Source organism: Bradyrhizobium sp. 45 (genome assembly GCF_023073155.1).
GTDB lineage: Bacteria > Pseudomonadota > Alphaproteobacteria > Rhizobiales > Xanthobacteraceae > Bradyrhizobium > Bradyrhizobium canariense_D.
Map to the genome: position 1 here is coordinate 1 of NZ_JADPIX010000071.1, position 24895 is coordinate 24895.

General features: G+C 57.8%; 19 protein-coding genes. 5 read left to right on the forward strand and 14 right to left on the reverse strand.

The features are described from left to right. Positions 1-487: 487 nt before the first annotated feature. Positions 488-1273, reverse strand: coding sequence for a GntR family transcriptional regulator (locus IVB42_RS13075; protein WP_346732217.1), 786 nt, complete (start codon positions 1271-1273; stop codon positions 488-490). Positions 1274-1424: 151 nt separating this feature from the next. Further along, positions 1425-3236 carry a thiamine pyrophosphate-binding protein gene (locus tag IVB42_RS13080; protein ID WP_247470343.1) on the reverse strand — a complete coding sequence of 604 codons (1812 nt, stop codon included), beginning with the start codon at positions 3234-3236 and terminating at the stop codon, positions 1425-1427. A gap of 111 nt (positions 3237-3347) precedes the next feature. On the opposite strand from IVB42_RS13080, the gene IVB42_RS13085 reads away from it, so the two are divergent. Continuing rightward, complete coding sequence (locus IVB42_RS13085) at positions 3348-4106, forward strand: SDR family oxidoreductase (protein WP_247470345.1); 759 nt, start codon at positions 3348-3350, stop codon at positions 4104-4106. Between the two features lie 475 nt (positions 4107-4581). Here IVB42_RS13085 and IVB42_RS13090 read toward each other — a convergent pair whose 3' ends face one another. The 4 genes from IVB42_RS13090 to IVB42_RS13105 all read right to left on the reverse strand — a co-directional run bounded on the left by IVB42_RS13090 (position 4582) and on the right by IVB42_RS13105 (position 10433). Then, on the reverse strand, positions 4582-5268 hold the full coding sequence (locus IVB42_RS13090) for an SDR family oxidoreductase (RefSeq protein ID WP_247470347.1): 687 nt from the start codon (positions 5266-5268) through the stop codon (positions 4582-4584). A gap of 87 nt (positions 5269-5355) precedes the next feature. Next, positions 5356-6210, reverse strand: coding sequence for a CmcJ/NvfI family oxidoreductase (locus IVB42_RS13095; RefSeq protein ID WP_247470349.1), 855 nt, complete (start codon positions 6208-6210; stop codon positions 5356-5358). Between the two features lie 409 nt (positions 6211-6619). After that, positions 6620-7789, reverse strand: coding sequence for a Xaa-Pro peptidase family protein (locus tag IVB42_RS13100; RefSeq protein ID WP_247470351.1), 1170 nt, complete (start codon positions 7787-7789; stop codon positions 6620-6622). A 1126-nt stretch (positions 7790-8915) separates the two neighbouring features. Next, positions 8916-10433: a porin gene (locus IVB42_RS13105; RefSeq protein WP_247470353.1), complete on the reverse strand. Its 1518-nt coding sequence runs from the start codon at positions 10431-10433 to the stop codon at positions 8916-8918. A 513-nt stretch (positions 10434-10946) separates the two neighbouring features. Here IVB42_RS13105 and IVB42_RS13110 point away from each other — a divergent pair. Beyond that, positions 10947-11429: a MarR family transcriptional regulator gene (locus IVB42_RS13110; RefSeq protein ID WP_247470354.1), complete on the forward strand. Its 483-nt coding sequence runs from the start codon at positions 10947-10949 to the stop codon at positions 11427-11429. Between the two features lie 315 nt (positions 11430-11744). Here IVB42_RS13110 and IVB42_RS13115 read toward each other — a convergent pair whose 3' ends face one another. After that, positions 11745-12038 carry a hypothetical protein gene (locus IVB42_RS13115; protein ID WP_247470355.1) on the reverse strand — a complete coding sequence of 98 codons (294 nt, stop codon included), beginning with the start codon at positions 12036-12038 and terminating at the stop codon, positions 11745-11747. Positions 12039-12377: 339 nt separating this feature from the next. Between IVB42_RS13115 and IVB42_RS13120 the strand changes: the two genes are divergently transcribed. The 3 genes from IVB42_RS13120 (at position 12378) to IVB42_RS13130 (ending at position 16097) form a co-directional block, all read left to right on the forward strand. Beyond that, positions 12378-13328, forward strand: coding sequence for a serine hydrolase (locus IVB42_RS13120; RefSeq protein WP_247470356.1), 951 nt, complete (start codon positions 12378-12380; stop codon positions 13326-13328). Positions 13329-14341: 1013 nt separating this feature from the next. Then, the gene (locus tag IVB42_RS13125) at positions 14342-15229 is read left to right on the forward strand and encodes a hypothetical protein (RefSeq protein ID WP_247470357.1); all 888 of its coding nucleotides are present in this window, start codon (positions 14342-14344) and stop codon (positions 15227-15229) included. A gap of 157 nt (positions 15230-15386) precedes the next feature. Then, positions 15387-16097, forward strand: coding sequence for a hypothetical protein (locus IVB42_RS13130; RefSeq protein WP_247470358.1), 711 nt, complete (start codon positions 15387-15389; stop codon positions 16095-16097). 348 nt (positions 16098-16445) lie between these two features. Here the strand turns inward: IVB42_RS13130 and IVB42_RS13135 are convergent, their stop codons facing one another. From IVB42_RS13135 to IVB42_RS13165, 7 genes are all read right to left on the reverse strand, one after another. Further along, positions 16446-16742 carry an amidase family protein gene (locus IVB42_RS13135; protein WP_247470369.1) on the reverse strand — a complete coding sequence of 99 codons (297 nt, stop codon included), beginning with the start codon at positions 16740-16742 and terminating at the stop codon, positions 16446-16448. A 358-nt stretch (positions 16743-17100) separates the two neighbouring features. Further along, the gene (locus IVB42_RS42270) at positions 17101-17637 is read right to left on the reverse strand and encodes an amidase (RefSeq protein WP_346732218.1); all 537 of its coding nucleotides are present in this window, start codon (positions 17635-17637) and stop codon (positions 17101-17103) included. A gap of 450 nt (positions 17638-18087) precedes the next feature. Further along, positions 18088-19062: a dipeptide ABC transporter ATP-binding protein gene (locus IVB42_RS13145; protein ID WP_247470359.1), complete on the reverse strand. Its 975-nt coding sequence runs from the start codon at positions 19060-19062 to the stop codon at positions 18088-18090. Further along, entirely contained in the window at positions 19059-20066 is a 1008-nt protein-coding gene (locus IVB42_RS13150) for an ABC transporter ATP-binding protein (RefSeq protein WP_247470360.1), read from the reverse strand. The genes IVB42_RS13145 and IVB42_RS13150 overlap by 4 nt, the downstream gene beginning before the upstream one ends. A 1-nt stretch (position 20067) precedes the next feature. Further along, a complete protein-coding gene (locus tag IVB42_RS13155) occupies positions 20068-20949 on the reverse strand; it encodes an ABC transporter permease (RefSeq protein WP_247470361.1) in 882 nt (293 codons plus the stop codon). 1 nt (position 20950) lies between these two features. After that, positions 20951-21892, reverse strand: coding sequence for an ABC transporter permease (locus tag IVB42_RS13160; protein WP_247470362.1), 942 nt, complete (start codon positions 21890-21892; stop codon positions 20951-20953). Next, a complete protein-coding gene (locus tag IVB42_RS13165; protein WP_247470363.1) occupies positions 21892-23487 on the reverse strand; it encodes an ABC transporter substrate-binding protein in 1596 nt (531 codons plus the stop codon). The genes IVB42_RS13160 and IVB42_RS13165 overlap by 1 nt, the downstream gene beginning before the upstream one ends. Positions 23488-24895: the final 1408 nt, after the last annotated feature.

Below are 24895 nucleotides of genomic sequence, written 5' to 3' on the forward strand. Positions count from 1 at the left end.
CAACCCGCACACATCATCGCATGGTCCTTCTGGCGCAGAGCTCACCAGGCTGCCGCTCAACGCGCCCACTTCAAATCAAAAAAGCAACTGTAATGCTAGTCCTCGGGTCAAATGGAGCAAAGTTGCGAACCAAGGATTCCCAAACGGAACACCTGATGTCATAATAACGAGAGTTGATATTAGTTTAGGCGATATTCGATGCCATCGCGTTTTAATCCGGCGCAAATCCCTTCGCCTTGAGGGTATCGAGCGCGGCCCGCGAGGTCTTGCAAGCTGTGATGTTTTTTGGGATTTGACGTGCGCGTGTGGCCTGCCCCGCATCCGTTAACTGGTTGGCGCAACGATCGGCAGGTACTCGGTGCGCAATGCTACAGCGAGATGCTCGGTTACCGCGCGTGAGGCAAAAGGCGCAAGGGAATAGACTGAACTGCACGTGCGAATTGTTGCTGCACATCATGAGCGCCCCGATGACAGGCGCAACTGGCCGTCAGCTTGCCCCGAGGGTTGAGGTCGAACTTCGCTTTTTCGTCTTGTTTTCAGCGGGCTGATTCAGCCTGACGACAGCCTTCTCGAGGTATCTGCTGGCCCAGAGTATGTCGTTAGCGAGAGCACGGCGCGCGCCTGCGCCATCTCTTTCCGCTAGGCTCGCCAATATCGATCGGTGAGGATGGTCCTTCGCGGTTGCGGATTCGCTGAAATCGTTCAACGTGAGAAGCGGACCCATCTGAACCCACAGGCTTTCGATGAGACCACAAACCACAGGCAAATCTGATGATCTGTAGATACTGAAATGAAATTCTTCGTTGATTGAGAGCACGGTCTGCACATCGCGCTGCCGTCTTGCGAGCATCAGTTGCTCCTGCATCTTCTCCAACGCGACGACATCGTGCGATGAGATGTTGTTCGCCGCAGCTTCCGCGGCACGTCCCTCCAGCTCGATTCGAATGTCGCGAATCTCCCTGAACCGGGCCACACTCAAGATTGGAACCATCATGGTGCGAGACTGATGTGGAACAAGGCCCCGCTCGGAAGCCAACCGGAGAAGCGCCTCCCTCACAGGCGTGACACTAACTCCAAGTTCCTCGGCCAATGGTTTTAGAAGAAGCCGCTGACCGGGTCTGAAACGACCGGCCATCAGAGCCTTCCGAAGCATGAAATATGCTCTCGCGTGTAAGTTGTCACGCCCCACGTGCAGCCGATCTCTTTCGCTTGGCATGAGGAAGGTGGACGGGGAAGCAGAGGACTCTGCGTCTCGAGCTCCTGCCTGTCTCATTTTCTATTCGTTCCTGTCTCGGCGCCGCGCGACCACTCGGGGCCTGCTGCTGTGGGCACGACGGTGTACCACGGCCGCGCTGAGCTACAAAAGCGTAAAGGGGCCGCAGGGGCCCCTTAACATGTCTGATCGGGGCCGGGCCGGCCGAGCCTCAGGATGGGGCGGTCCAGGGCAACGGAGCCAGGGCCTCAAACTCTGTCACCACGTCAATAACTGCGGGCTTACCGGATCGTCGCGCAGCGTCAAATGCTTTGGGTAAATCACCGGGCTTGTCAACGCGCACACCGAAGCAATCGAAATCGCGCGCGATCTGCGCAAAATCCGTGTCTCGATAGGCAAAGATCTCCTCTTTGTTGCCTTTCCTTCCCTCATAGGCGGTGTCGATGTTTCTTCTACCCTGTCCGAGGCAATGGTTGTTGTTCACGATCGTGATAACGTTAAGTCCGTGCCGCCTGGCCGTTTCCAGCTCAGGCAGATGATACATGAAGCCACCATCGCCCGTTAAGCAGACAACGGGGCGATCTGGCATCGCGCACTGGACCCCGAGCGAAGCAGGAAACGCCCACCCCAAGGAGCCGGCGGCTCGCAGGTATCCCTGAGCCGGGTCGGTGAGATATACGAGGGTCCCGCTCCAGTGCGATGCGTATCCGGTATCGGCCACCAGCATTGCATTTTTCGGAAGCCAGTCCGAGATATCTCGGCACAGACGCTCTGGCCTGATCGGCGTCGCCTCGGACGATCGCGCAATGTCTGCTTCCGCCCGCCATTCGGCGACGTAATCGGTGACTTTCCGCTGCCAATCTGCGCGGGAACGGGACGGCAGTTCCGAGTGAAGGCGATCGAGAGCCGCTTTCGGGTCGCCGTGAACTCCAATCGCTTCGGGGAAGTTGCGACCAAGCTCCGCCGGATCGATGTCGATCTGTACAATCTGCGTCTCGGGCCTCGGCAGCTTCCAGTGGTTCGTGATCATGTCGCCCGTATCGCTGCCGACGAAGACCACAAGATCCGCGTCGTGCAGGATCTTGTTTGCGCAGCTCCGCGAGTAGGTGCCGGCCACTCCTCCATTTTGCGGATGAAACTCCGGAAGAGCGTGTTTCGCGTCGAGGGACATCACGACTGGAATTCCGTGATGTTCGACGAACGCCTTCAGGGCTCCTTCGGCTCCGGACATCATCAAGCCGGCGCCGGCGAGAATTACAGGTCGCTCCGAAGCCGCGACCGCCGCCGCAGCACGGGTGACCGATGCCGCATCAGGAGAGGAACGGAAAGCCGGCACTTGTGCGAAAGTTTCTTCGGGAAAGATGGCAGCTGTGAATTCGGCGGCGCCAACGATGTCGCCCGTATAACCGGTGATGTCGAGATGGACGGGGCGGGATACGCCGGTTGTCGCCTCTCTGAATGCTTGACGCAGCAGATGGGGCAATTGCGCCACCTCATCCACTCGACCTCTGAACTTCGTGACGGAGGCGTAAAGCGGCTCGTGTGGAAGTTCTTGATACGCGTTTCGGTACTGGTAGGTGGCTGCGTGGCGACCGGTCAACGCGACAACGGGCGAGTAGGCAAACCAGGACTCCTGGAGAGCCGCGGCTAGGTTGGCTGCGCCGACGGATTGCGCCATGCAGACGGCCGGGCGACGCAATGCGCGTGCATAGCCGTCAGCCATATACGCGATACCCTTTTCGGAGTGCCCGAGGATCCGCTTGATGCCGAGGTCTTCCATCTCCGTGAGCGCTCGCCGCAGAACGGCATCCATGAAGAAGACGTGTGAGATACCCTTTGCTTTGATGGTTTCGGCAATGAAGCGCCCGCCGGTCATGCGACGGGCTGGAACGAGCGCGGGATTAGCCGAAGGCAACTTTGAAGTGTGCATTTCTACCCTGTCGGTTTGTCGAATGAGGCGCGAAAAAAGCTCACGAGGCACGCCCATCTGTCCACGACAGCTGCCGCGACGGGCATCTCGCATTGCGCGCACCTTTTATATGATATAAAAAGTGCCGTCAACGCGAGTTCATCCTAGGCCAGCCTCGCGGCGCGCCCAACGGGCTCGTGTGAGAGAAAGCAATAAGGAGAAACCATGATCCGCTACGAACTGTCGGGAAAAAGAGCGCTCGTCACCGGTGCAGCGTCAGGCATCGGATTGGCGACTTTGAAGCGGCTGGCCCAAGCAGGCTGCACCGTTGCGCTGAATCATCTTCCCGACGATCCAAGGGGGCCCGAGGAGGTTAGCAAGCTCCGCGCGGACGGTTACGACGTGTTCGGAGTCGCTGGCGCCGTAGGTGATGGAAAAGAGGCAGAACTCGTAAATGCTGCCGTCGATAAGCTGGGTGGGCTCGACCTTCTCGTCAACAATGCCGGCACGCCGGGAGCACGGCAATCCATCTCTTCTTCCGAGCTCGACCTTATTACTGACGAACTGTGGTCGGCGGTGTTGGAGACGAACCTCATCGGGCTTTTCCGATGCACGCGCGCCGCTGCCCCGTCCTTGAGACAATCGAATGGCTCGGTCGTAAGCTTGGCCTCAGTGTCAGCATTGACGTCGAGAGGATCTAGTTTGGCCTACGCGGCAAGCAAGGCCGGTATCATTGCGATCACGCGCCATCTTGCTCAAGGTCTCGCTCCAGAGATCCGGATTAACGCGGTGGCGCCGGGGGCGGTTGATAGCACTTGGCAGATCGAGTGGACGGAGGCGCAAAGGCAGAGCTCCATTGAGCGAACTCCTCTGCGGCGCAGATGCGTTCCCGAGGATATTGCCGAAACGATCGTTTATCTCGGCTTCGCAGCGCCCATGATCACAGGACAGACTATCGTCATAGATGGTGGTCTGACGCTTTAGTCAAGCCTCAACACGACCCTGTTCCTTGGATCGTGGCGCTACGCACGTAATCTGCACGAGATACCGACAAAGTCGCGCGGACCGCGACTTTGTCGTTCCGCCTTGTAAAGGCGGTCTCATTTAACCCGTGTGCTCGACATACCTGACCATGCTGCTCGCGGCTGCTGAAGCGCCGACGACCTGTTCAGCCGAACGCCGCGTCAATAAATGCTGCGCAGATCAAGGAGCCGCGGCCCTGGCGCAGGCGCCTTTTGAACATGCGCTCCGGCGCCGAAATCATCTTCAGCAGATTACTCCGCGTCCCGCCGAAACTTCCGCTCGGGCAAGCGTCGCACCATCTCCGGGAACGTGCGCACGATCTCGTTCTAAGAGCGTGCGCGAGCTGGCATTCCAACCGCCCAGACTTGGTCGGCATGCACATACCCTAGCGAGTCAGCCGGGTTGCGCCTCGATGGTTTGGCCTGAAGTGAGACGTTCACCAGCGAATTCTTACACCGCGATAATCCTGAAAAACACCGGTGTTCGCTGGCGTGAGCTCCGTGATCCGAGCGATGAGGCCGCGCGCACACTCTTCAGCCGATATGAAGGCAACCTGGCCCTTGACCATTTCTGTTTGCACATAACCGGGATTTAGTAAGGCCACGAGGATCCCATCGCGAGCCCAGGCGCGCGATAAGCCACGCATGCCATTGTTAAGTGCGGCCTTCGACGCCCGATAAGCATACTTACCGCCGCCGGCGCTGCTGGTCGAGCCCATAATGCTGGTAATTGCCACCAGCTTCTTTTGAGTGCTGCCTCTCAAGTTGTCGTAGAGCGTCTGCGCGATCAGCATAGGAGCCAGGGCGTTGATGCGCATCGTCGTGATAAAGCCTTCGGCCTCGATCCGGTCGGCCGATAGGCCGCTGATTCCAGCGTTGTTGATAAGAATGTCCACTGGCTGTTCGCCGAGTTTGCGTTTAAGCGAGGCGATCGAGGACTCGTCGGCGACGTCGAGCGAGGTGATCCGCACTCGACCACTGGATGAAGTTGCGAGCTCGTTTAGGTCATCGGCCTTTGCTGGATCGCGGCAGCACGCAAAGACCTCAGCACCCTCGGCCGCGTATTGCCGCGTAAGCGCAAGGCCGATGCCTCGATTCGCGCCGGTGATCAGAATTGTGCTCATCGAAGGAATGTCTCCCCTCAGTTGGACTGGCCGCAAGTCCCCTATGAACTTGCAACATGATTTCGACTACAGGAACCGAGCTCAGTGTCAGTCGTAGTAAACGAAGAAGCGAGCCTCTACGCTCCTGCGAGGTTTGGCATTAGGGTAAGCGCGACGATTGTCGAACGCCGCATGAGCGGACCTAGGATTGTGATCGTCTTCGGAGTCAAATCCCTTAAAGAGCGCGAACTCATTCGAGGTCATCTCAGGGAAGTAATACCAGCGGTGAACTGGACTGTAATGAACAAGCCATGTCTTATGCTTGACGTCATAGTCCTCGTAAACGGTATCTACCAGATCCGTATCCACGACGGAGTTACCATCGCAGAACGCCAGGGGAAAATCCTGCGGAGGCTCCGATAGGGCATGCCACGCTTGGATGATCATCAAGCGAGAATAGGCCCGGATCGGAATGCCCTGCAGTTGGTCTTCCCGCGCGGCCATCACCGGGCCGGCGATCGGCGCATAGTCGATATGAGCAAAGCTGGCCACATACGGCCTGACTAGACCAGACCCCTTCTCTACTGGCGGAGCAGAGCTGCCGCCAATAGAGCGAATGATGACGGCGTCTCGCTTGGGTACAACCCAGGACGCTTTGAAATAGTCCTTGATGAACGGGACCATTTCTTCGAGATACCTGTCGCGCATGACCTCCGGATCGCGTTCGCTCGCACAGGAAATCTTGTGCTGAACGAGAGTAAACCCTTCTCTGTCGAGAGACAGGTCCTCCACGATCGGACGCGCGTCGCGTATGGTGACGTCATAGCTCGCCAAGGGCCCGTCTGATCCCCGCACGACAATTGCTGGGGCTTTCTCGCTCGGCGAGCGCCGAGCGAAGGCGATTTGACCTTTGACCGAGTTTAACTGATCTCGGTCGACTTGCGCCCTCGGAGAACCGTTCATGATCCGCTCCCATGTCTGTTTTTCTCGGCCTTAGAGGCAAAAATCTTAACGCGGGTTTGGGCCGAGTAGCTGCGAAAATAGAGCCGACTTGGTGGAAATTCTGCAGGATGCAGGTGAGCGCGCGGTTATTGTCTCCGCTCGGTTCGAAGCTGCCCTGGTTGGTCCCAATGGCGGTGCAAGATCGGGGCGGGTCCGACGAGCGTTAGCGCGCGAAAGCCACGTCGCCACAGCGTCTGCGACGATCCCGATGGGACGATCCTTAGCGGATTTCGTGAGTGCCCCGAGGCCGGATCAGAGCGGCAGCCAGATATGAGGTCACGCATCAGCGAGCAGCAACGTCCACAAGGACGTTGCCAAGGTAAGCGGCCTGCCGGCCGCGGCTCGCGATCGGACGTTCCCGCAAGTCGAGTTAGATCTGGAAAATCCTTCGTGGTACGCGAGTCAAAACGTCCGCACCGGATTCTGTGACCCGGAAGGTTTCGCTTATGACATAACCGAAATCTTCGTCGATCCAGTTGCCCAGCATCAGATGGAACGTCATGTTTGGCTTCAGCACGGTCATGTCGCCTTCCCTGAGGCTCGTAACGGCCTCATTCCAATCAATGCCGATGCCATAGCCGCAGCGGGACTCTTTCTGAAAACCCAGCTTACCGATCGTACGATTGAATGCCTCAGCAACATCGTTGCATGTTGCTCCCGGGCGGACCTTGTCCAACGCGGCTTCCAAACCAGCCACTTCCGCGTCATGGAGTCGGCACAGGCGGTCGGAGGGCTTGCCAATCGAAAACGTTCGCATCACCGCGGCAGTATACGTGTGCCGGACGCCTCCCAGTTCCAGGTTGACCTGAGAGCCTTGCCGAAAGATGTCGTCGCTCCAGGTGATATGGCAAGTACCCGTACGCGGCGTGGAGCACATGAAGATATTCGCAATCCCTGTTCCGTGGTTGCCATTTGCACCGCTGGCTAAGGTCGAAAGGATCTCGGCGACGGCATCAGCCTCATGCACTCCTGGACGAATGACTTCGGCCGCACGCATCATACCGGCGTCGGCAATCGCGGCGGCCTCTTTCATCAGAGTTATTTCTAGATCCGACTTGATGACGCGAATCCATGTGACGAGATGCGTACAATCCACGAATCTAGCACCCGGCACTCGCTTCTTAAAGTTTTCCGCCGCTCGCGCTGGAAGCTGGCCCATTTCGAGTCCGACCCCACGTTTCGTGAGGTTCGCTTCCTGAAGAAAATCGATGATCGCGTCGTAACCATCCTTATCGGGGTTGCCCACGAGCGATTCGGGATATCCAATTATCTTGTTCCGCTCTAGGAAGCTCAGATGCATGCCCGCCGGCACATCCATAAGACGCAGGATGAGCGTCGGCTCCTCTTCACCGACCGAGATGACAAGGGCTTGCGGGACATAGGCAGATCGAGCGGTGTAGCCGGTCAGGTAATTGATGCTTCGATCGAAGGTGACGACAAGGGCGTCGACCTCCCTCTTGACCATTTCTGCTTTTACCGCAGCAAGCCTTCGCACGTACTCGGCGCGCGGAAACACCTGAGGTCCTTTGCTGATGGACATTATCTTAGCTCCTTGGTTTCTTGGGTGTCTGAAGTCTTTTCAGGAGAGCGCATGCTTTCGCAAGTCTTAGCCGACCATCGCGCCACTTCATCTGAGAAGCAGATTTCTCGGTTCCGCTCTAGCTTTTGGGGACGCCTGCCGCACATGTCCCCGAAGACCTAAAATGTCGTATTCGCACGACTATAGAGAACCTGAGAAAGGTGAATTCCTCTAAATAAGAGATATACCCGTCGAAATCCTGCGTTTCTGATCGGTAAGCGCCGGCTGCGTAGCCGTAAGCCCCACGGGGCAAAGCGAACTGCATGTTAGTTGCTCCCCTGATCTATCCCTGATCGCGCATTGAAGCAGGTGACCTAGGCTCTTCCGATTTCCTCCGTTCGCATAAGCCTTTCGACTTGCACCTGAGCCTCGCATATGAGGTGCGCATGGCAATGTCTGGACGGCTCGGGTTGGCAAAGGAAGCGTCCCGTTGCAGCATTGGTCCGCAGCCATCTTTTCGCCTGTTTACCCGGTTCAGGCGGCCGCTGGCCCATAATGCCATTCCCGGATCAGATCCCGGTCAATAGCACGCGTGCGAAGATGCTGTGGCTCCACTGGCTTGTGCTGATCGCCAGATTCACAGGCACTGCATTACGTCTTGCGGGGACTTCCAACCCTTCCGTGGTCCCTGAATGGCCGGCACGATCTCGTTCCACCGCCAGCGTGGCCTTCCGGGAAGCGCTCGTTCCTGGGCGTCAGCGCCGAAGCCATCCTGGCGAGCTCGTCGGCGAGCGGGATGGCGGCAACCCCTGTCGTTCGCCGCGCCAGCAGTCCCGTAGGTCAGGGCCGATGCTCGGTGCCCAGGATCTCGCGTATCGGATTACGGCGAGTGCGCGAGCGGTAACGAAGCCACGCAAACTGAGGTCGCCTTGCTTGCTGACGGCCTAGCGTGTCCCACTGGACTTCTGCGGCACCAGCTCGACCCGGGCTGAGAGGTGAACGGCTTCTCGAAGCCAATCTATTGAGCCACACGGATGAAAGTCTTCTTGTAACGAGAGAGGCCTCCGGCGGGCATGCCGGAGGCCTCTTGGAGGTTAACGTAGATTATCGAGCCTTGTGCGTTCTCCTTCGCTAGGTTGAAACAAACTCACCAATTGCGCTGCGCCCGGAGCAGCAACGCAAGGGTGTTTTGGTCTTTGAGCTCATATGCAGCACCCGGCTTGGCGATACCCGACTGCAGCGGCAGGGTTACTGTGCTGCCACCGGTGTACTTCTGGTCGAGCATCATGTAGGCGAGTTCGGCCGAGAAGGTCAGGCCTTTAACCGGGGTCCAGCGTGTCAGCGCACCGACAACGGCGTAGTTGAAGTCGGGGTTACAGCCAGCAAGTCCGCTCGAGAGCGCCAGAGTTCCGACCACCGCGCCGCAGACGTACCCCTTGGCCGTGTTGTTGTAGCGGACGGCCGCCCATGCGCCATAGATGGACGAACTCCAATGGGGATCCCAGTTGTGGTTAAAAGCGCCATTCATGCCGTAGGTCGTCGTCAACTCCTGACCCGAGCCAGTTACGAATACCGAGTCTGAGACACCAGCAATGCCAAGGCTCTGGTATGCTCCCGGAAGGCCCGTGCCACCGTACATCGCGTAGGTTCGCGACAGATAGCTCTCGAAATTGTAGCCGCTCGCACCTTTGGTATACACGCCCTGAAGATTAATCGAGTCGCCCGGTCCGGTCGGGATATTCTTAATCGACAATGCCAATTGACCGGCCCAACCCCACTTGTCGCTCGGATAGCCCGTCGCTTCGGAAGCGCCGTAGTAGGCAGCATGGTTGTCATGTGCTGCAACGGATGCCTGGAAGAGACCCCATGCCTGGTCGACACGAAGCATCGCCACGAGATCCGGAGCTCGCGTAGCGCCGATGTCGTTGGAGCCATACGCACCGCTGGCCAGGCCTGCCGCTGTGGCGCCGCTCACATTCCAGATGTTCGTGGTGTAGTTGCCAACCTGATCCTGAGCAGAGAACGACGCCGTGATGCCCTGACCAAAGTCCGCGGTAAAGGTGAACTGGTTGACGGGCTCCCAGCCACCGCCCCCGGGAATCTCCAGATTGTTGCCGGGATATGAAGTCCAGGGTGAGGAGAATTGTGACTGCGCCTTACCGATCGTGAATCCAGCGAACTGAATGAAGGCGTTCCAGACGCCAAGCCCACCCACGCCGACCTGAGATGTGAGGGATGAAGTATAGCTCGTCGCGCCATTCACAGCCGTGGTACCGGCCCCGGAATAGGTACCACTGGACCAAGTGAAGGCCAATTCGGCGAAGGTTCGGACCACGCCATACTCGGTCGCGGTTCGCGTATCGAACGTAAGCTCCTGGCGAGAGCGCGCGTTGTAATAGTCGCTCAGCCGATTGCGAGCGCCTTGCTGGAAACCGCTGGCAACATCGAAGTGCCCCGTCGTATTAAAGGTGGTCTCAGCGCGCAGATACCCGCCCAGCTTGATACATGTGTCGGTGCCCGGGATGTAGTAGAAGCCGGCGCCATAGAGCGAGCAGATCTTTACGTACTCAATCGCCTTGGCCTTGACCGGGAGATCGGCAGCCTGCGCTCCAGCCCCCACGAACATTGCCGCTGATCCAAGGATAATACCCTTCATCACTTTCATCGATGACCCTCCACGTTGCAAAACTGCGTTTCCGTCCTTCAAAGATCCGCTCTGTCACCCTAGCCAGGAGGCAGGTGCTTGACGGAACGACTTCGAGGACCCCCTCGCTGTCGGCATCACGTTTAGTTTCGATCATCAATTAGCGCAATTAATTAATTATAGTTGCTACCGTTTGTGTGCGTTCTGTTGCAATTCAGCAACAAAGGCTATGCGTCGCGAGAGGGTGACTCAAAGTCGGCGCCAATAGGCCTAAAAGAAAACCCCCGAGGGGGCATCTCGGGGGCCTCACTTGGAGATTTTAAAGCAGCGACCGCTGGTGTATGCCTCAAACACCTCCAACGATCGCGCATATAGTACAGCGAATTAATTGTACGAGTCAATTGCTATCTTACATGGTCCCTATGCTCTACGCACGCTGTTTCAGGCAAGCTGCGATGGATACGATCGGCGGCGGCCTCTTCCTGAGTCGCTCGCGACGGCCTCTGCCTCTCGCGAGACAATGAGAAAGCGACCATGCCCCAAAAAGAACAATTCGATCGAGCCGTTCGAGACCTGATCTGGAATATCGTCGAGATCCACTCTCAACTGGAGGAAATACACAAGAGCTGGGCGGAGCTGTTAGGGATCACCGAACCCCAATGGCTAATCCTCATGGCCATTGACGAACTTGACGATGGTCGCGGCGTCTCCGGAATCGCTGTCGCAAACAAGCTGCGAATCCATCCCGCCTTCGTGACAAATCAAACGAAGAAGCTTGAACAGATCGAACTCCTCGCCCGAGTGATATCGCCAGACGACGCGAGATTCCTGCAGATATCGCTGACCCCAAAGGCGCGAATGGAAATGGCGAAGCTATCAGACAAAAGACAGGCACTTAACTCCACGATGGTTGCTGGTCTGGACGAAGAGTCTTTGGACTACCTCAACAAGCGACTGACATCGATTGCGAAGAATAGCCGCCTTGCACATCAAAAACTGGATCTGGGGCTCTTATAGTGGGCCTTTCGATCGATGCTGGGCGCATTCTTGACGTTCCTTTTTATTGTGCCTGCTGAGGATTAGGCCCGCTTGGGGGGCCTGCACGATCATCTGCATGCGGCGCGACTCCGGCACGGCCTCTTGCCCTCAAATGGGTGATGTCCTGCCTACCAAACACGATGCGGCCGCTGCTTGGTTGTAAAGGTGCAGGATAAGGCTGACTTCCGGGATCCACTTTCGCCAACTACGCCGAGAGTCCGGCCGCGCGCGCTTGCCAAGAGAAGGTGTCAGCGCGACCGAGCCGGTGCGGGACATCGCGCCAGCTCAAGTTCTTCACGGTGCTGATACGATCGGCCACTGATTGAACGCCGAAACATGCCGAACGGCCTTTGTATGGGCGCGAACTTTTGGGCGATTTTGTCCGTTCTGGCTGCAAAGGGATTTGACGGAGAGGCGATCGTCTGGCCTTGCGCCGGTCTGCAACTGAAGCCCTGTAGCAACTCTCGCCATCCACCACTTCCGGGCTTGGCGTTTGCAACCATAGTTGGCAGTTTTTCCGCATAAATTAATCGTCGTTCCACTGGAAAACAAAGAAAACTTCGGCGCCTGAAGGGTACGAATGGTCATTGCCCTTGCTCGGCGTTATGAGCCGAAGAAAAAATGGAGCAGCGAATGTCGGACCCCAAACCATCAATGTGCTCTGCTGCTGGCAGCGACCAGAAGCCTGCGCCGAGTTTGCGAAGCGCTGCGGAAGCGCAGTCGCCTGGGGCCAAGACATGCCCTCAGATCGCATCGCTCCCGAGTGGTCGGAGGAAAAGCAAGTGGACCCCAAACGAACAGATCGTTGGTTATCGGGCGATTCCGAGGTTGTTTCCAGGGCGTATCGTTAGTCGTGGGGAGATTGTCCGGCAACTTCCCTTCTCCATCCGTCAGATCTCACCCCATTGGACCTGCATGGGACAGGCCATGGATATGGATAGCTATATGCAGGCGCAGCGCGTCTCTGGCGTTCTTGTGCTGAAAGATGGCCTTGTGGTTCTCGAGCGTTATGGGCTCTGCCGCACCGCAAACGATAAGTGGGATTCACAGTCGGTTACGAAGTCCGTCACCTCCATTCTTGTAGGTGCAGCGATCCAGGATGGGTACATCAAGAGCCTGGATTCACTGGTGACCGACTACGTTCATGAGCTGAAAGGCAGCGCCTATCATGGCGTGACGATCCGCCATCTCCTGATGATGACCTCCGGGGTGAAGTGGAATGAGGACTGGAACGATCCACACTCGGACGCCAAACTCGAGTTGTCCGGGGGCTTCGCGGATGGGCTCGATCCGACCGTCGCCTACATGCGCGGCGTGTCTAGGGCTGATCAGGTAGGCGCCAAATTCGTCTACAAGACCGGCGAAACCAATTTGGCCGGGGTCCTGCTTTCCAACGCGATCGACAGGTCACTGTCAGAATATTTGTCGGAGAAGCTCTGGCAACCATACGGAATGGAGAACGACGCCTTCTGGAGGGTCAATTCAGCCGGCCATGAATATGGAGGCCTTGGTCTCTGCATGTCACTTCGGGACTATGCACGTATTGGCCAATTCATGCTCGACGGCGGCATGGCAGGTGATCTTCAGGTGCTACCACCTGGCTGGGTCGCCGATGCGACGAACGTCGGCGTGACCTTTGAGCCGGAATCTGAGGAGGCTGAGAGTGGGCTCGCGGGCTATGGTTACTCCTGGTGGGGTCTCGAGAACGGCTATGCGGCACTGGGCCATGCCGGTCAGGCGATTTTCGTCTATCCCCAGGACAAAGTGGTTGTCGCGATCAATTCCGTCTGGCCGGAGGCAGAAATTGAGGATAACCGAAAGAACCGAGGTGCATTTGTCGAAGCTTTGCGCGCGGAGGCAGTCGCGCAACAGCCGTAGCGCGAGACGGTGTTTCGGTCCTTCTCCCGACGGCCGGCCGGCACATCCCCTAGCAACCAGATGAACCTGGAAGGCATGAGAGGCTCCAAACTCGAGGTGCTAAACGAGTTCGTCTACTCGTTGCGGCTCCAACCAACACCGCGGGTATCGCGACCTGCCCGCGGGCTGCCAGCCGGAGGTGCAGCGGCGGCCTCCGCTGCCGGCGTTCCTCGCCGAGTACGCGGATGCGCAAAGGCAAACGCAGATAATCTCATCCATCTTGAGGCCCGTCAGCGTGGAAACGCGCAACCCTGCGCAGATTGGCACGTGCAGCATTGCTCGCTCTCGGATGCCATTGCCATCGCGTGCCGCCGGTCGGGATCGTCGAGCATGCATTGCCCTTCTCCCGCTCCTCCATTACCGGTCGTCGGGTGCGGCCCCGTTGGCCGGGGCACCGATGGCCGATCACATTCGGACAGGGACATGCTGGAGACGTATACTTCTCGGCAGTGAAGATGCGTGGAAAGCTTGCGCAGCCGCGTCTTGAAGTGGATGATTGACTCATTGCTGGCTGGTTGGCCCTCAAACAGGCACCACTGATAGCAGGAATGCTCGATTTCAGATGGCTCGATGCGCAAACTAGGCCGGCTTCTGAGGCCGACGCCGCTGCCCCAATTAGAAATACTGCACCGTTTTTAAAACAAAGCAGAATTTCGGCGGCGTGCACCCATAGATCGGGGTGCGCCAGCTTTGATGATCCCTAGAATCGACAGAAGCGGAATGTGACGGCTGGAGTCAAGATGACTCGCGGGCTTCGAGGCTCGCCATTTCTCGATCGTTTGTAGGGCTATCTTCAGCGGATCCAACAAGGGACGAAACCAATGCTTTGCGCTGCTTGGCCTGAAGTGACGGACAGCCTTGAGTCCACAAGGCGAAGCGCCGCGCTATTCCTAGATAGTTTCTCTGGGCGTTACGAGCCGACCAGCCGGCGGCACTTTGTCGCAAGGTGGACAAACATTGGAGATGCTCACTCTTTGTTCGGAGACCTGAATGTCGAACGGGGCGCCTTCGATGCGGCGGCCGAATCCTGGCTTTGCGCACTAACCGCATTTGAGATCGCCAGGCGACTCGTCGACAAAGACGATCGTGAAACAGGAGACGTTTTGGCCAAACTCGAAGCTGGCATCAGTCATTTCGGATCTCTCCAGCAGAGGGTGCGGGGTGTCGAAATCACCTGTTGGGATGAACGCAAGCTATCTGCCTTTTACGTGTCGGCTGGCCGGCCCGACCTATGTGCTCCCGCAGTGATTTGCATAAGCAGGGAAGACGAAACGGGAGCGATGCTGCTAGGACGGCTCCTGCCTGTGATCGCAAGCCGAGGCATGGCTGCTCTTGTTCTCGCTTACGAGGAAGTTTCGACGAGTCGGCATGGACGATCAGAAATTCTGTCATCTTGCTTGGACTATTTGTGTACTCAGCAGGAAATCGATGTGTCTCGAATTGGGATCTACGGTGAAGGGCTGGCGGCGGCTTTAGCAACCGAATCAGCGCTGGCGGATGGCCGCATTGCTGCGGCCGTTTGCGATGGCGGCTTGTGGAATTGGGCTCGTACGCAGGCATCGATCTCGTGGATGACGGGAACCTCTCACCTGCTGGATGATCAGTTGGCTTCAGCACATCGCTCGCGATTAGCGCGACGGTTGAAATGCCCGATCCTGGTTGTTGCCGGCGGACGCAGCATCGTCAGCGTTCCGGAAAGCATCAAATTAGAATCCGACTGCACAGCGGCGCGGATCGATCTCAGGCTATTGATGCCGCCGCTAGCACCGAGTCCAGACAGTGAGTTCGAGAACTTTGCACTCCGCGACAACGACATTTTTTCCTGGCTAGAGCAAAAGCTGGCGCACACTTCTGCTCCTTAGGCCCCTGCGGGCCCCTTTTGAAACATCGCCAAATCAATCGAACGAACCACCTCACCCTATCCGGATTTTGGGCGCTCTTCCAGCAAACGCAGAAATTCGGCTTTGTGAGGCATGTTTCTTTGCAGAATTCTGCGCTAGATTCCGGTAGGCTTAGAGTATGACCTCGCACTTAGCACCACGCTCTCTCGGCATATTGCACCTCGAACGCGGGCTGGCACCCGGCACCACGCCGCCTGCTCCTGCCCCCGGCTCAATGCTGAATCCGGCGACATTCGACTTTCCGATTATTTCGGAAACAGTCGCGGGAGCTTGGGTCGAGAACGTCGTCCGTGGCGATCCGACGCTTGAGCCAGCCTTCATCGCCGCGGCTCGACGATTGGTCGATCGGGGCGCTGTCGCGATAAGTTCGACCTGCGGTTTCTCTGTCCGGCACCAATCAGCAGTGGCTGCTTCGGTTGACGTGCCGGTCGTCATGTCGAGCCTGCTGCTCTTACCTACATTGCTCGCTCAATTGCCGCCGCGCGCAAAGATCGCTGTCCTGACCTATGACTCTACCTATTGCAGCGAAGATCTGCTTGGAATCGAGAACCGGTCCGAACGAGCGAGGGCCGTAATCGGCGGCATTGAAGGGGGTAAGTTCTGGCATGACGAGCTGAAACGTCCGGCGCCGCCCCTTGATGTTGCCGCAATCGAAGCAGATGTCGCCAACTGCATCGAGCGTCTCCGCTCAACGCATCCGGAGATCGCAAGCATCCTGTTTGAATGCGCGGCCTTTCCGATTGTCGCTCCGGCGATCCGCCGTATTGCGAAGCTTCCAGTCTATTGCGTCACGGACCTCTGCCGGCTGGCGATGGCATCGACAAACTGATATCTTTCTCGCCTGCAGGGACGATGTACGCTTCGCGACCGAGTTTCACCCGTGAATAAGGCCCGGTGCCAAGATTACGCGTTCGGTCGCGTTCGCTCAAAGACTGGCACTGGATGCCCAGAAGCGGCGACGGCCTCGGAATAAGCGCCGCCGGCTCAAAGGCCTGCTACGTTACGGTGGCTTCCAGGTTAGAGCGGCCTCCGAAAAAGCTCAGGTTTGCGGCGGATACAAACGTCCTCCGAATCCACGCTGTCGGTCTAAGGTTATCGGAATCCGTATTCATCTTGTGGCACCGCTGTGCGTCATCTCCATATCTTCTCGCCGCCGGGCATCAGCGTCGTCAACAAGTTAGATTGCTCCTGCTCTAACCGCTGGCCGCCGGTGACGCCACGGCTTGGCTTGCTCCAAATCCCGTGCGACATGGACTAACGTGGCCTCGTCGCCAAAGCGACGAACGATCTGAATGCCTATTGGTAGCCCGCTCGCGCTCTGCGCCAATGGCAGCGAAACCGATGGATGACCGGTTACGTTGAAGACGCCCATATACGGAAAGAGGGCACGTGCCCCTTCCATGTATTCATCTATGGAGAGCGTCTCGCTGGTCGGGCGATATACAGAATGGTTTGGCGGCGCCACAACGGGCATAGTCGGAGTCAGCAGAATATCGAAGGGATCGAGCGCCTCACCCACGCGGAATCGCGTAAGGGCCAAGCCTCAAACATGTCTCCCAAGGAAGCCGATTGAGCGTTCCTGCCAAATTCATAAAGCTTAAGGCTAAGCGGCTCTAAGGTGCTCGAATCGATTTGCCGTCCCAGCGCTCGGGCCTCGTTTTTCGAGCGAGTCGGCGCTGTATTTCGATCGGGCAGCAAACTCTTTATAGTATTCATTGAGATCGTATGGGTTGGAATCTCGATCATAGTGTGCCCCATTTCCTCAAGCAACGCAGCAGTCGCCTCGACCGCTTGTTGCACCTCGGGCTCCACGTTAGCCGCACCCGATCCCGTCATGGCGACTCCCACCTTGAGGGTTCCGGTGGGCTGCGAAAGTTCCTGCATGTATGTTCGATGCGGCTGGATGATGATGAAAAGATCGCCCGGATGAGGCCAGAAAAGGTGTCGAGCGCGGCGGCCATGTCGCGCACTGTTCGGCAGAGAACAAAGTCGCGGGATAGGCCGAACGATCTGTCCTGCTTGTTTGGGCCACCGGAGACGCGCCCGCGCGATGGGTTTAATCCGACAAGACCACACCAAGCGGCGGGAATGCGAAGCGATCCTCCACCATCGCTCCGATGTGCCATAGGAGTAATGCCCGAAGCCACGGCCGCCGCCGTTCCGGAAGATGAACCGCCCGCGGAGCGCTCCAAATTCCATGGATTAGCGGTAGTTCCATGGAGGATGGATTCGCTCATCCCAGACATGCCGAATTCCGGCACGGTTGTTCTCCCAACAATACGAAGTCCGGATTCACGCGCTCGACGTATGAAGTCGCTTTCCGTTTGAGGGCGGTGGCCCTTGAACAGTCGGCTCCCGCATTCCTGCAGACGGACCGCCTCGCCTTTTTCAACAGCCTGCTAGATCCTTGCGAAGGAAAGGCACGCCATTGAAGGCGCCCCCATTCGCGGCAGTTACTGTTTCGGCATCCTCGTAGAACTCGATGATGGAATTGAAGCAAGAATTGACTTGATCATGCGCACTGCGGGCTAGGTGCGTCAGCTCCAAGGGCGTAACGTCCCCTACACGCACAAGGGAGGCTAACTCCGTCGGATCATAATCAATTTATTCGCTTAATTTCATCACAACCCCTTCCTGAAGGCTGTCGCTGCCTTGCCGAAACAGCTCTTGCTCGCTTGGATCAGATCGCGAGCGAAGCAATGATCGAGTTCGCGAGGGGATGGCCGAACCGTGAATCGCTCCGACCGTTGAGAGCGGCAATTCAGGATTTACCGTCTCAGGTCCCTTAGTCGTTTTTCGGCAGCACTCAGCGCGAATGCCTAGCTCGGAGCGTGCACATGACAGGCCACAAGGCGGCCGTCTGCCATTGCCACCAAAGGCGGCCTCTCGATGCGGCAGCGCTCGACCGCTAGCGGACAGCGCGGGTGGAACGCGCACCCACTTGGCGGATTGATAGCACTTGGCACCTCGCCCTCCACCCGCACCTCGTGTCGAACCCGCGTGGGATCCGGCACTGGAGCTGCAGCGATTAGTGCCTCAGTGTAGGGATGGACGGGCATGGCAAAGAGGGCCTCGCTCGAGGCGAGTTCAACGATCCGCCCGAGATACATGACGGCGACGCGATGACCGATATGCCGGACGACGCTCAGATCATGCGAGATGAAAACGAAAGCGATACCCAGCTGCCGCTGGAGGTCCATGAGCAGGTTCAACATCTGTGCCTGCACGGAAACGTCAAGCGCCGACACTGCCTCATCTGCGATGATGAGTGAGGGCCGGAGAGCGAGCGCCCGTGCGATTCCGAGCCGCTGCCGCTGCCCCCCCGAGAACTCGGATGGCAGCCTGTGCATCATATCAGCCGCCATTCCGACCTTTAGCAGAAGCTCCGCCGCAAGTGCTTGCCGTTGCCTCCGGCTGAGACGCTCAAAGTTCTCTACGGGTTCGGTGATGATTTGCCCGGCGGTGAGGCGCGGGTTTAGTGACGAGTAAGGATCCTGAAAGACCATTTGTATTCGACGGCGCGACGACCGAAGCGCGTGCGTCTTGAGACCGGCAATGTCAACCCCGTCAATAATCACGCGACCGGCTGTCGGCTCGACGATCCGCATCAGGAGGCGCGCGACCGTCGACTTCCCGCAGCCGGACTCACCGACGATGCAGAGAGTCTCTCCTGCGTCCACCGAGAAAGAGACATCCTCCACAGCTCGCACGGCCGGAACGGCCTTCTTTAGGAAGCTCCTACCATGCCCGTAATGCTTGGTCAGGTTCTCGACCTTCAACAGCGGACCACTCATGCTCCCAGCACCTCTTCGGAACGCCAGCAGGCCGCTGCATGGTCAGGATTGACATCAAGCATTGGGGGCGCTTTCTCGCGGCAAATGTCCATAGCGAACTGGCATCGAGGAGCGAAGCTGCAGCCGACGATCGGCTCACGCAGGCTTGGCACAATGCCGGGAATCTCTGGAAGGCGTTGCCGACGACCATGCCGCGGATCAGGCACGGAGCGCATTAGGCCCTGGGTGTATGGATGCGCTGGGCGCGCGAACAACTCCACTACGCTTGCCTGCTCTATGATCCGGCCGGCATACATGACGATCACGCGTTGGCACGTCTCCGCCACAACACCCAGGTCATGCGTGATGAACATCACGGCCGTTCCCATACGTTGCTTTAGATCGATAACGAGCCGCAGGATCTGCGCCTGCATGGTCACGTCAAGCGCGGTCGTTGGCTCGTCTGCAATCAACAGTTCGGGTGAGCAGGCAAGAGCCATCGCGATCATGACACGCTGGCGCATGCCGCCCGACATCTCAAACGGATAGCTGTTAAGGCGACGCTCGGCGTCTGCAATCCGGACGAGATGGAGCATCTGCAGCGACTTCGCCATCGCATCGGAGCGGGAGGCCTTCGTGTGGATCTGCACGGCCTCGGCGATTTGATGGCCCACGGTATGAACTGGGCTCAGGCTGGTCATAGGTTCCTGGAAAATCATGGCGATCCGGTCACCACGGATTTTTCGTATCTCGCGTTCGGACAGTTTCAGGAGGTCCCGTCCGTTAAAGTGTATCTCGCCGCCAACGGTTTTGGCTGTGAGCTTCGGCAGGAGGCGAAGAATCGAGAGCGCGGTAACGCTCTTGCCACATCCGGATTCGCCGACGACGCCCAGCGTTTCGCCCCGTTTTACCTGGAAGCTGATACCCCCCAAGGCGCGAGTGACACTTTCATCACCGTAAAAGTGAGTTTCGAGATCCCGAACATCGAGAAGCAAGTCGTCGCCAACGGTGTTTTGCTTTTGCATGTCAGCGTCTGCGCTTTAAACGTGGGTCGAACAAATCACGCAGTCCGTCCCCGAGTAGGTTGACGCCAAGTACGGTGACAGCAAGCCAGATGCCAGGGGCGAAGACCGTCATTGGGGCAATGCCGAGATACAAGCGAGAACCTGAGATCATATTGCCCAGGCTGGGAATCTCGGGCGACACGCCTGCGCCAAGGAAGCTCAGCCCAGCTTCTATCAAGATCGCATCGGCGCAAATGTTCGCGCTTTGAACCATGAGCGCCGGAATCGTGTTTGGGAGGATATGCCGCCACAGAACCTTCGGTGCGTGGGCCCCGCCGCAGACCGCCGCTTCCACATAGGGAAGTTCTCGAACGCTCAGAACAACCGAACGAACCAGCCGCGCGGTGCTTGGGATCTGGGGGATTGTGATAGCGACTACGAGTATACCAAGCCCGGAGCCTGCCAGAGAAACGAGAGCCATGGCCAAGAGAATGGTGGGGATCGACATCAGGCCATCCATGACCCGCATAACAATACTATCGAAGCTGCCGCTGTAGCCGGCGAGCACACCGATCAGAAGTCCGCTCAGACTTGCGCACGCCACCACCATCGCTCCCACCATGAGCGATACTCTGGCGCCAAATACGGTTCGGGCGAAGACATCGCGGCCCAAACCATCAGTCCCGAGCCACATTCCCGATGAAGGAGGTTCGAGCGTTCCAAACGGGTCCATGTTCATTGGATTGCCGGCGTAAACCGGGGCAAAGATTGCTATGATGGTCACCAGTGCCAACATGCCGCCGCCAACGAGCACCGAAGGGTGCCGCTTTGCGAAACGGGGAAGATCGGATACTCGCGGCCAAGCCTGCGGCGGAGCGTCAATCGATACAGAGAGCAAGGTCATCTCAATACCGGATCCGAGGATCGACCAGCGTGTAAGCAAGATCGACTGCGAGATTAACGAGGACATAAAGTCCAGAAGCGAGGATCAGCACGCCCTGGATGACCGGATAATCACGGTTGTTGATTGCATCGACGACCAAACGGCCACTACCAGGCAAGTTGAACACCGTTTCTGTAATCACCACGCCACCGATCAGGTAGGCGAAGCTTAGGCCGATAACCGTGAGGATCGGGGCGCCCGCATTCTTCAGAGCATGGTGAAAAAGCATGGCATAAGTCGAGGCGCCCTTGGCTGCCGCTGTTCGCATGTAGTCTTCCGACAGGACTTCCAGCATGCTTGTCCTCGTGATGCGCGCGATAAAGGCGATGTAGGACAAGCTCAAGGCCGCAGTCGGCAAAATCAAATGCATGAACCATGGCTTGAGCCCATGTTCTATAGACACATAACCCTGGACCGGCAGCCAGCGTGTTTTGAGGGCAAAAACATATGAGAGGAAATAGCCGATTACAAATACCGGAACGGAATAGCCAAAGGCGGAGAACGCAGTGAGCATCCGATCGACAAAGCCGCCGGTGCGCCATGCGGCGAAAATGCCGAAAGACACCCCGGCCGTGACTGAAAGGATCATCGTCAGGATTGCGAGCGAAATGGTCGGCTCCAGGCGCTGCGAGATCAAGGTGAGAACCGGCAGCCCGGCAAAACTGGAGTTTCCAAAATTGCCGCGAAGAATACCCAGCACCCAATAGATGAACTGAACCGAGAGTGGTTCGTTCAGCCCCAATTGTTCGCGGATACCCGCAACCATGTCTGGGGTGGCATGATCGCCAGCGAGCATGGCTGCGGCATCGCCGGGCACCAACCTCAGAAGCAAGAAGATGAAGATCCCGACCATCGCCATGACGCCGATGGCCGCGATCAACCGGCGAAGAATATAAGCGCCCATCACCCCTTGCGCCCCGTCTGCATATTCCACATCGGAACAAGTGCCGGATAGCTAATAAGACCCGTAAGCGTCTTACGGCGAGCAATAGGCGTAATAGTCTGGCCCAAGAAAACCGAGCCGACGGTATCCCACCAGATTTGCTGCATCTTGGCAGCCAACGCCTTGCGCTCTTCAAGCGTGCTATCAGCCCACTGGACCCGAAGAGCCTCGTATTGCTCATTCTTCCGCCAGCCAGCGCCTTTACCGTCCATGGCCATGTGTGCCGAGGAGAGCGGCGCACCGAAACTAAAGTCGATGCTGCTCGTCGGGTAGATGTTCCATCCGCCGTTCTCGACGGGCCCTTGGTTCGTCGCGCGCTGGATGAGCGCAGCCCAGTCACTCGGCGCAAGGTCGACATTGACCCCGATATTGCGCAGCGTGAGCGCTAAGAGCTGCGCAGTATTACTACCCGCAGACCAGTTCGTCGGTTGGAGAATGATTACCTTCTCGCCAGCATATCCGGCCTCTTTGAGGAGCTGCCTGGCCTTTTCCGGATCACCGCCCTTTTTGTACCATCCGGTGTTGGCATCGTTGACATATGGGGTGTCGGTTCCGAACAACGATGTTATCGGCCGATTGTACTTTGGATTTCGATTAAGCACGCGCGTATACGCGTCCTGATCGACCAGATGAAGCAACGCCTGGCGCGCCTTCACGTTGTCGAACGGCCTCTGCAAATAGTTTATGTCGAGGTAATAGTTATCGCCTGAACGGTGCAGATCTTCGAGCACGAGATTGGGATCGTTTTCGATGATCGGGTAAAAATCGGCCAGCGGGTCGCTCACAAAATCGATCTCGCCCGCCTGCAACGCAGTCAAGCCCGTCTGGGCGTCGATAGATTCCCAGTTGGCGCGATCTACCTTGACGACCTTACCGCCGGCCAATCCGCTGGGCGGCTCCTCACGCGGGACGTACTTTTCGTTCCGATCGTAAACGTACCTCACGCCTGGCTGGAAGAGCACCTCATTGAACTTGAACGGCCCCGATCCGATGTGCGTAGTCACCGGCTGCATAGCAGGGTTGTTCGCATCCTTTTCGCGCATTATGAACAGCGCAGCAGCTGTCGAACGCGCCATTTGATCGAGCAAGAGCTCCAGTGGTTCTCTCAGGGTGATCGTGAACGTCTTCTCATCTTTTTTGGAGACATCCTTCGTGCGATTCATCACCAACCTTCCGCCGGCAGTCTGACCCCAGCGGCGAATCGATGCCACGCAGTCCGCGGCAGTGACAGGGGTTCCGTCGTGAAATCCCAAGCCGTCGCGGAGCTCGAAGGTGTAGGTCTTCTTGTCGTCGGAAACGCCCCACTTACCGACCATTTGCGGTTGGGGCGAGAATTTGGAGTCTAGTGCAAACAACATGTCGTAAATGGCCAAGCCATGATCGACCGTATGATATGTGGAGTTGGAATACGGGTCGAAGTTAGTAATCTGACCATTCAGCATTTTCACTGTCCGCGCAGCAGGCGGCGCTGTTTGCGCCCGCAGGACGGACGGAATTGAGAGGGCTGCGCCCGTGAGTATGCCGGCTTTAAAAAGACTGCGCCGAGAAATCGTCATGTTTCGCCCCCTCGAGAAAGATTAGGCGCCCGGCACGTCCACGGCTTGTGGACGGATCAAGAGGCGCATATCCAGTTTGAACTTTGGACGACCGTAACTTGTCGGCAACGCCACTTTGCACGCAATTGCTGGCAACGCACGACGGAATCCTGCATCGCACTTCCGAACAAAGGCGCAATTCTGCAAAGCAATGGGCCTGAAGCACACGCCTGTGTTCGCCGAGATACGGCTCGGATGGGTGTGCCGCGGCGCCCCCGGCTACCGGCTAGAACGCCGTCCGCCCAAGTCTTCGAGATCAGAACGGCGCTCGTCGGCGCAGCGACGCCGAGCGCGCGCCGCACGCGGGTTGCTTGGGAGTATCTGGGCCTGACAGTGCTCCGGACTAAGCGCTACAGCAGGCTAGGCCTGTTTAGGCTTGTTGACGATGAAATCGACGCGGATGTCCGACCCGGCGCCTGCAGCAAGCTCTTCTCCCATCAAGGTGTGTTAGCACCTGAGGGCGAGCGACAGATTGGGCCGGGTGGGCCTGAAAACTCGCACCTGCGGAATGACATACGCAATTGCCCGTGTCGTGCGTCAACACTGGTGCATCATCGACGGTGATCTGTGATGGAACTCATTCGTCCCGCACGATCCGATCGCTCATCGCAAATAGCCGAATCTTGCTCGCGGGAGGTATGTCGCAACACCCACAATTGGGATCTTAAGCGGCTCGGGCCCCGGACGCCGGAGGAGATTTGCGGATCCGCGCGGCATCTGAGATGGCGACGCGAATCATTCTAAGTTCGATTCATGCTGAGCATTGACAATTTGCTGATGGCAACTGCCGGTAGCGCGGGGTGCTTCCTGGTCATTTCCAATATCCCACGGAAGGGCCCTGGCAGCTCTGCTGGGTGCAATCAGAAAGCGAGTAGGAAGTAGTAGTCGAGGACAAAATACCGGAACGGAATAGCCATTGCCGAGAACGCGGTGACCATCCGATCGACAAAGTCGCCGGGCGCCACGCGGCGAAAATGCCGAAGGCGACACCCGTGACCGAAAAAATCGTCGTCAGGACCGACAGCGAAACGGTTGGCGCCACTCCCTGTGAGACCAAGGGGAAAACTGGCAGCGCGGCGAGATCACTGCTAAGAATACCCAGCGGCCAATGGACGAGTTGTTTAACGCCTAGCGGTCCGTTTAGGCCAATTTTTCACGGATGCCCGCAACTATCTGTGGCGTGGCATGGGTGCCGGCGATCATAGCCGCCGCATCGCCGGGCACCAGCGTCAGACGCAAGAGGAAGAAAAGTCCCGACCATCGCCTTGACGGCAGTGGCCGCGATAAGTCTGCGAGAGGGCTTAAGTGCCCACCACGCTCGAGCTCCCTGCTGCATATCTACACGTGGAAAAGTGCTGGATAGCCGATA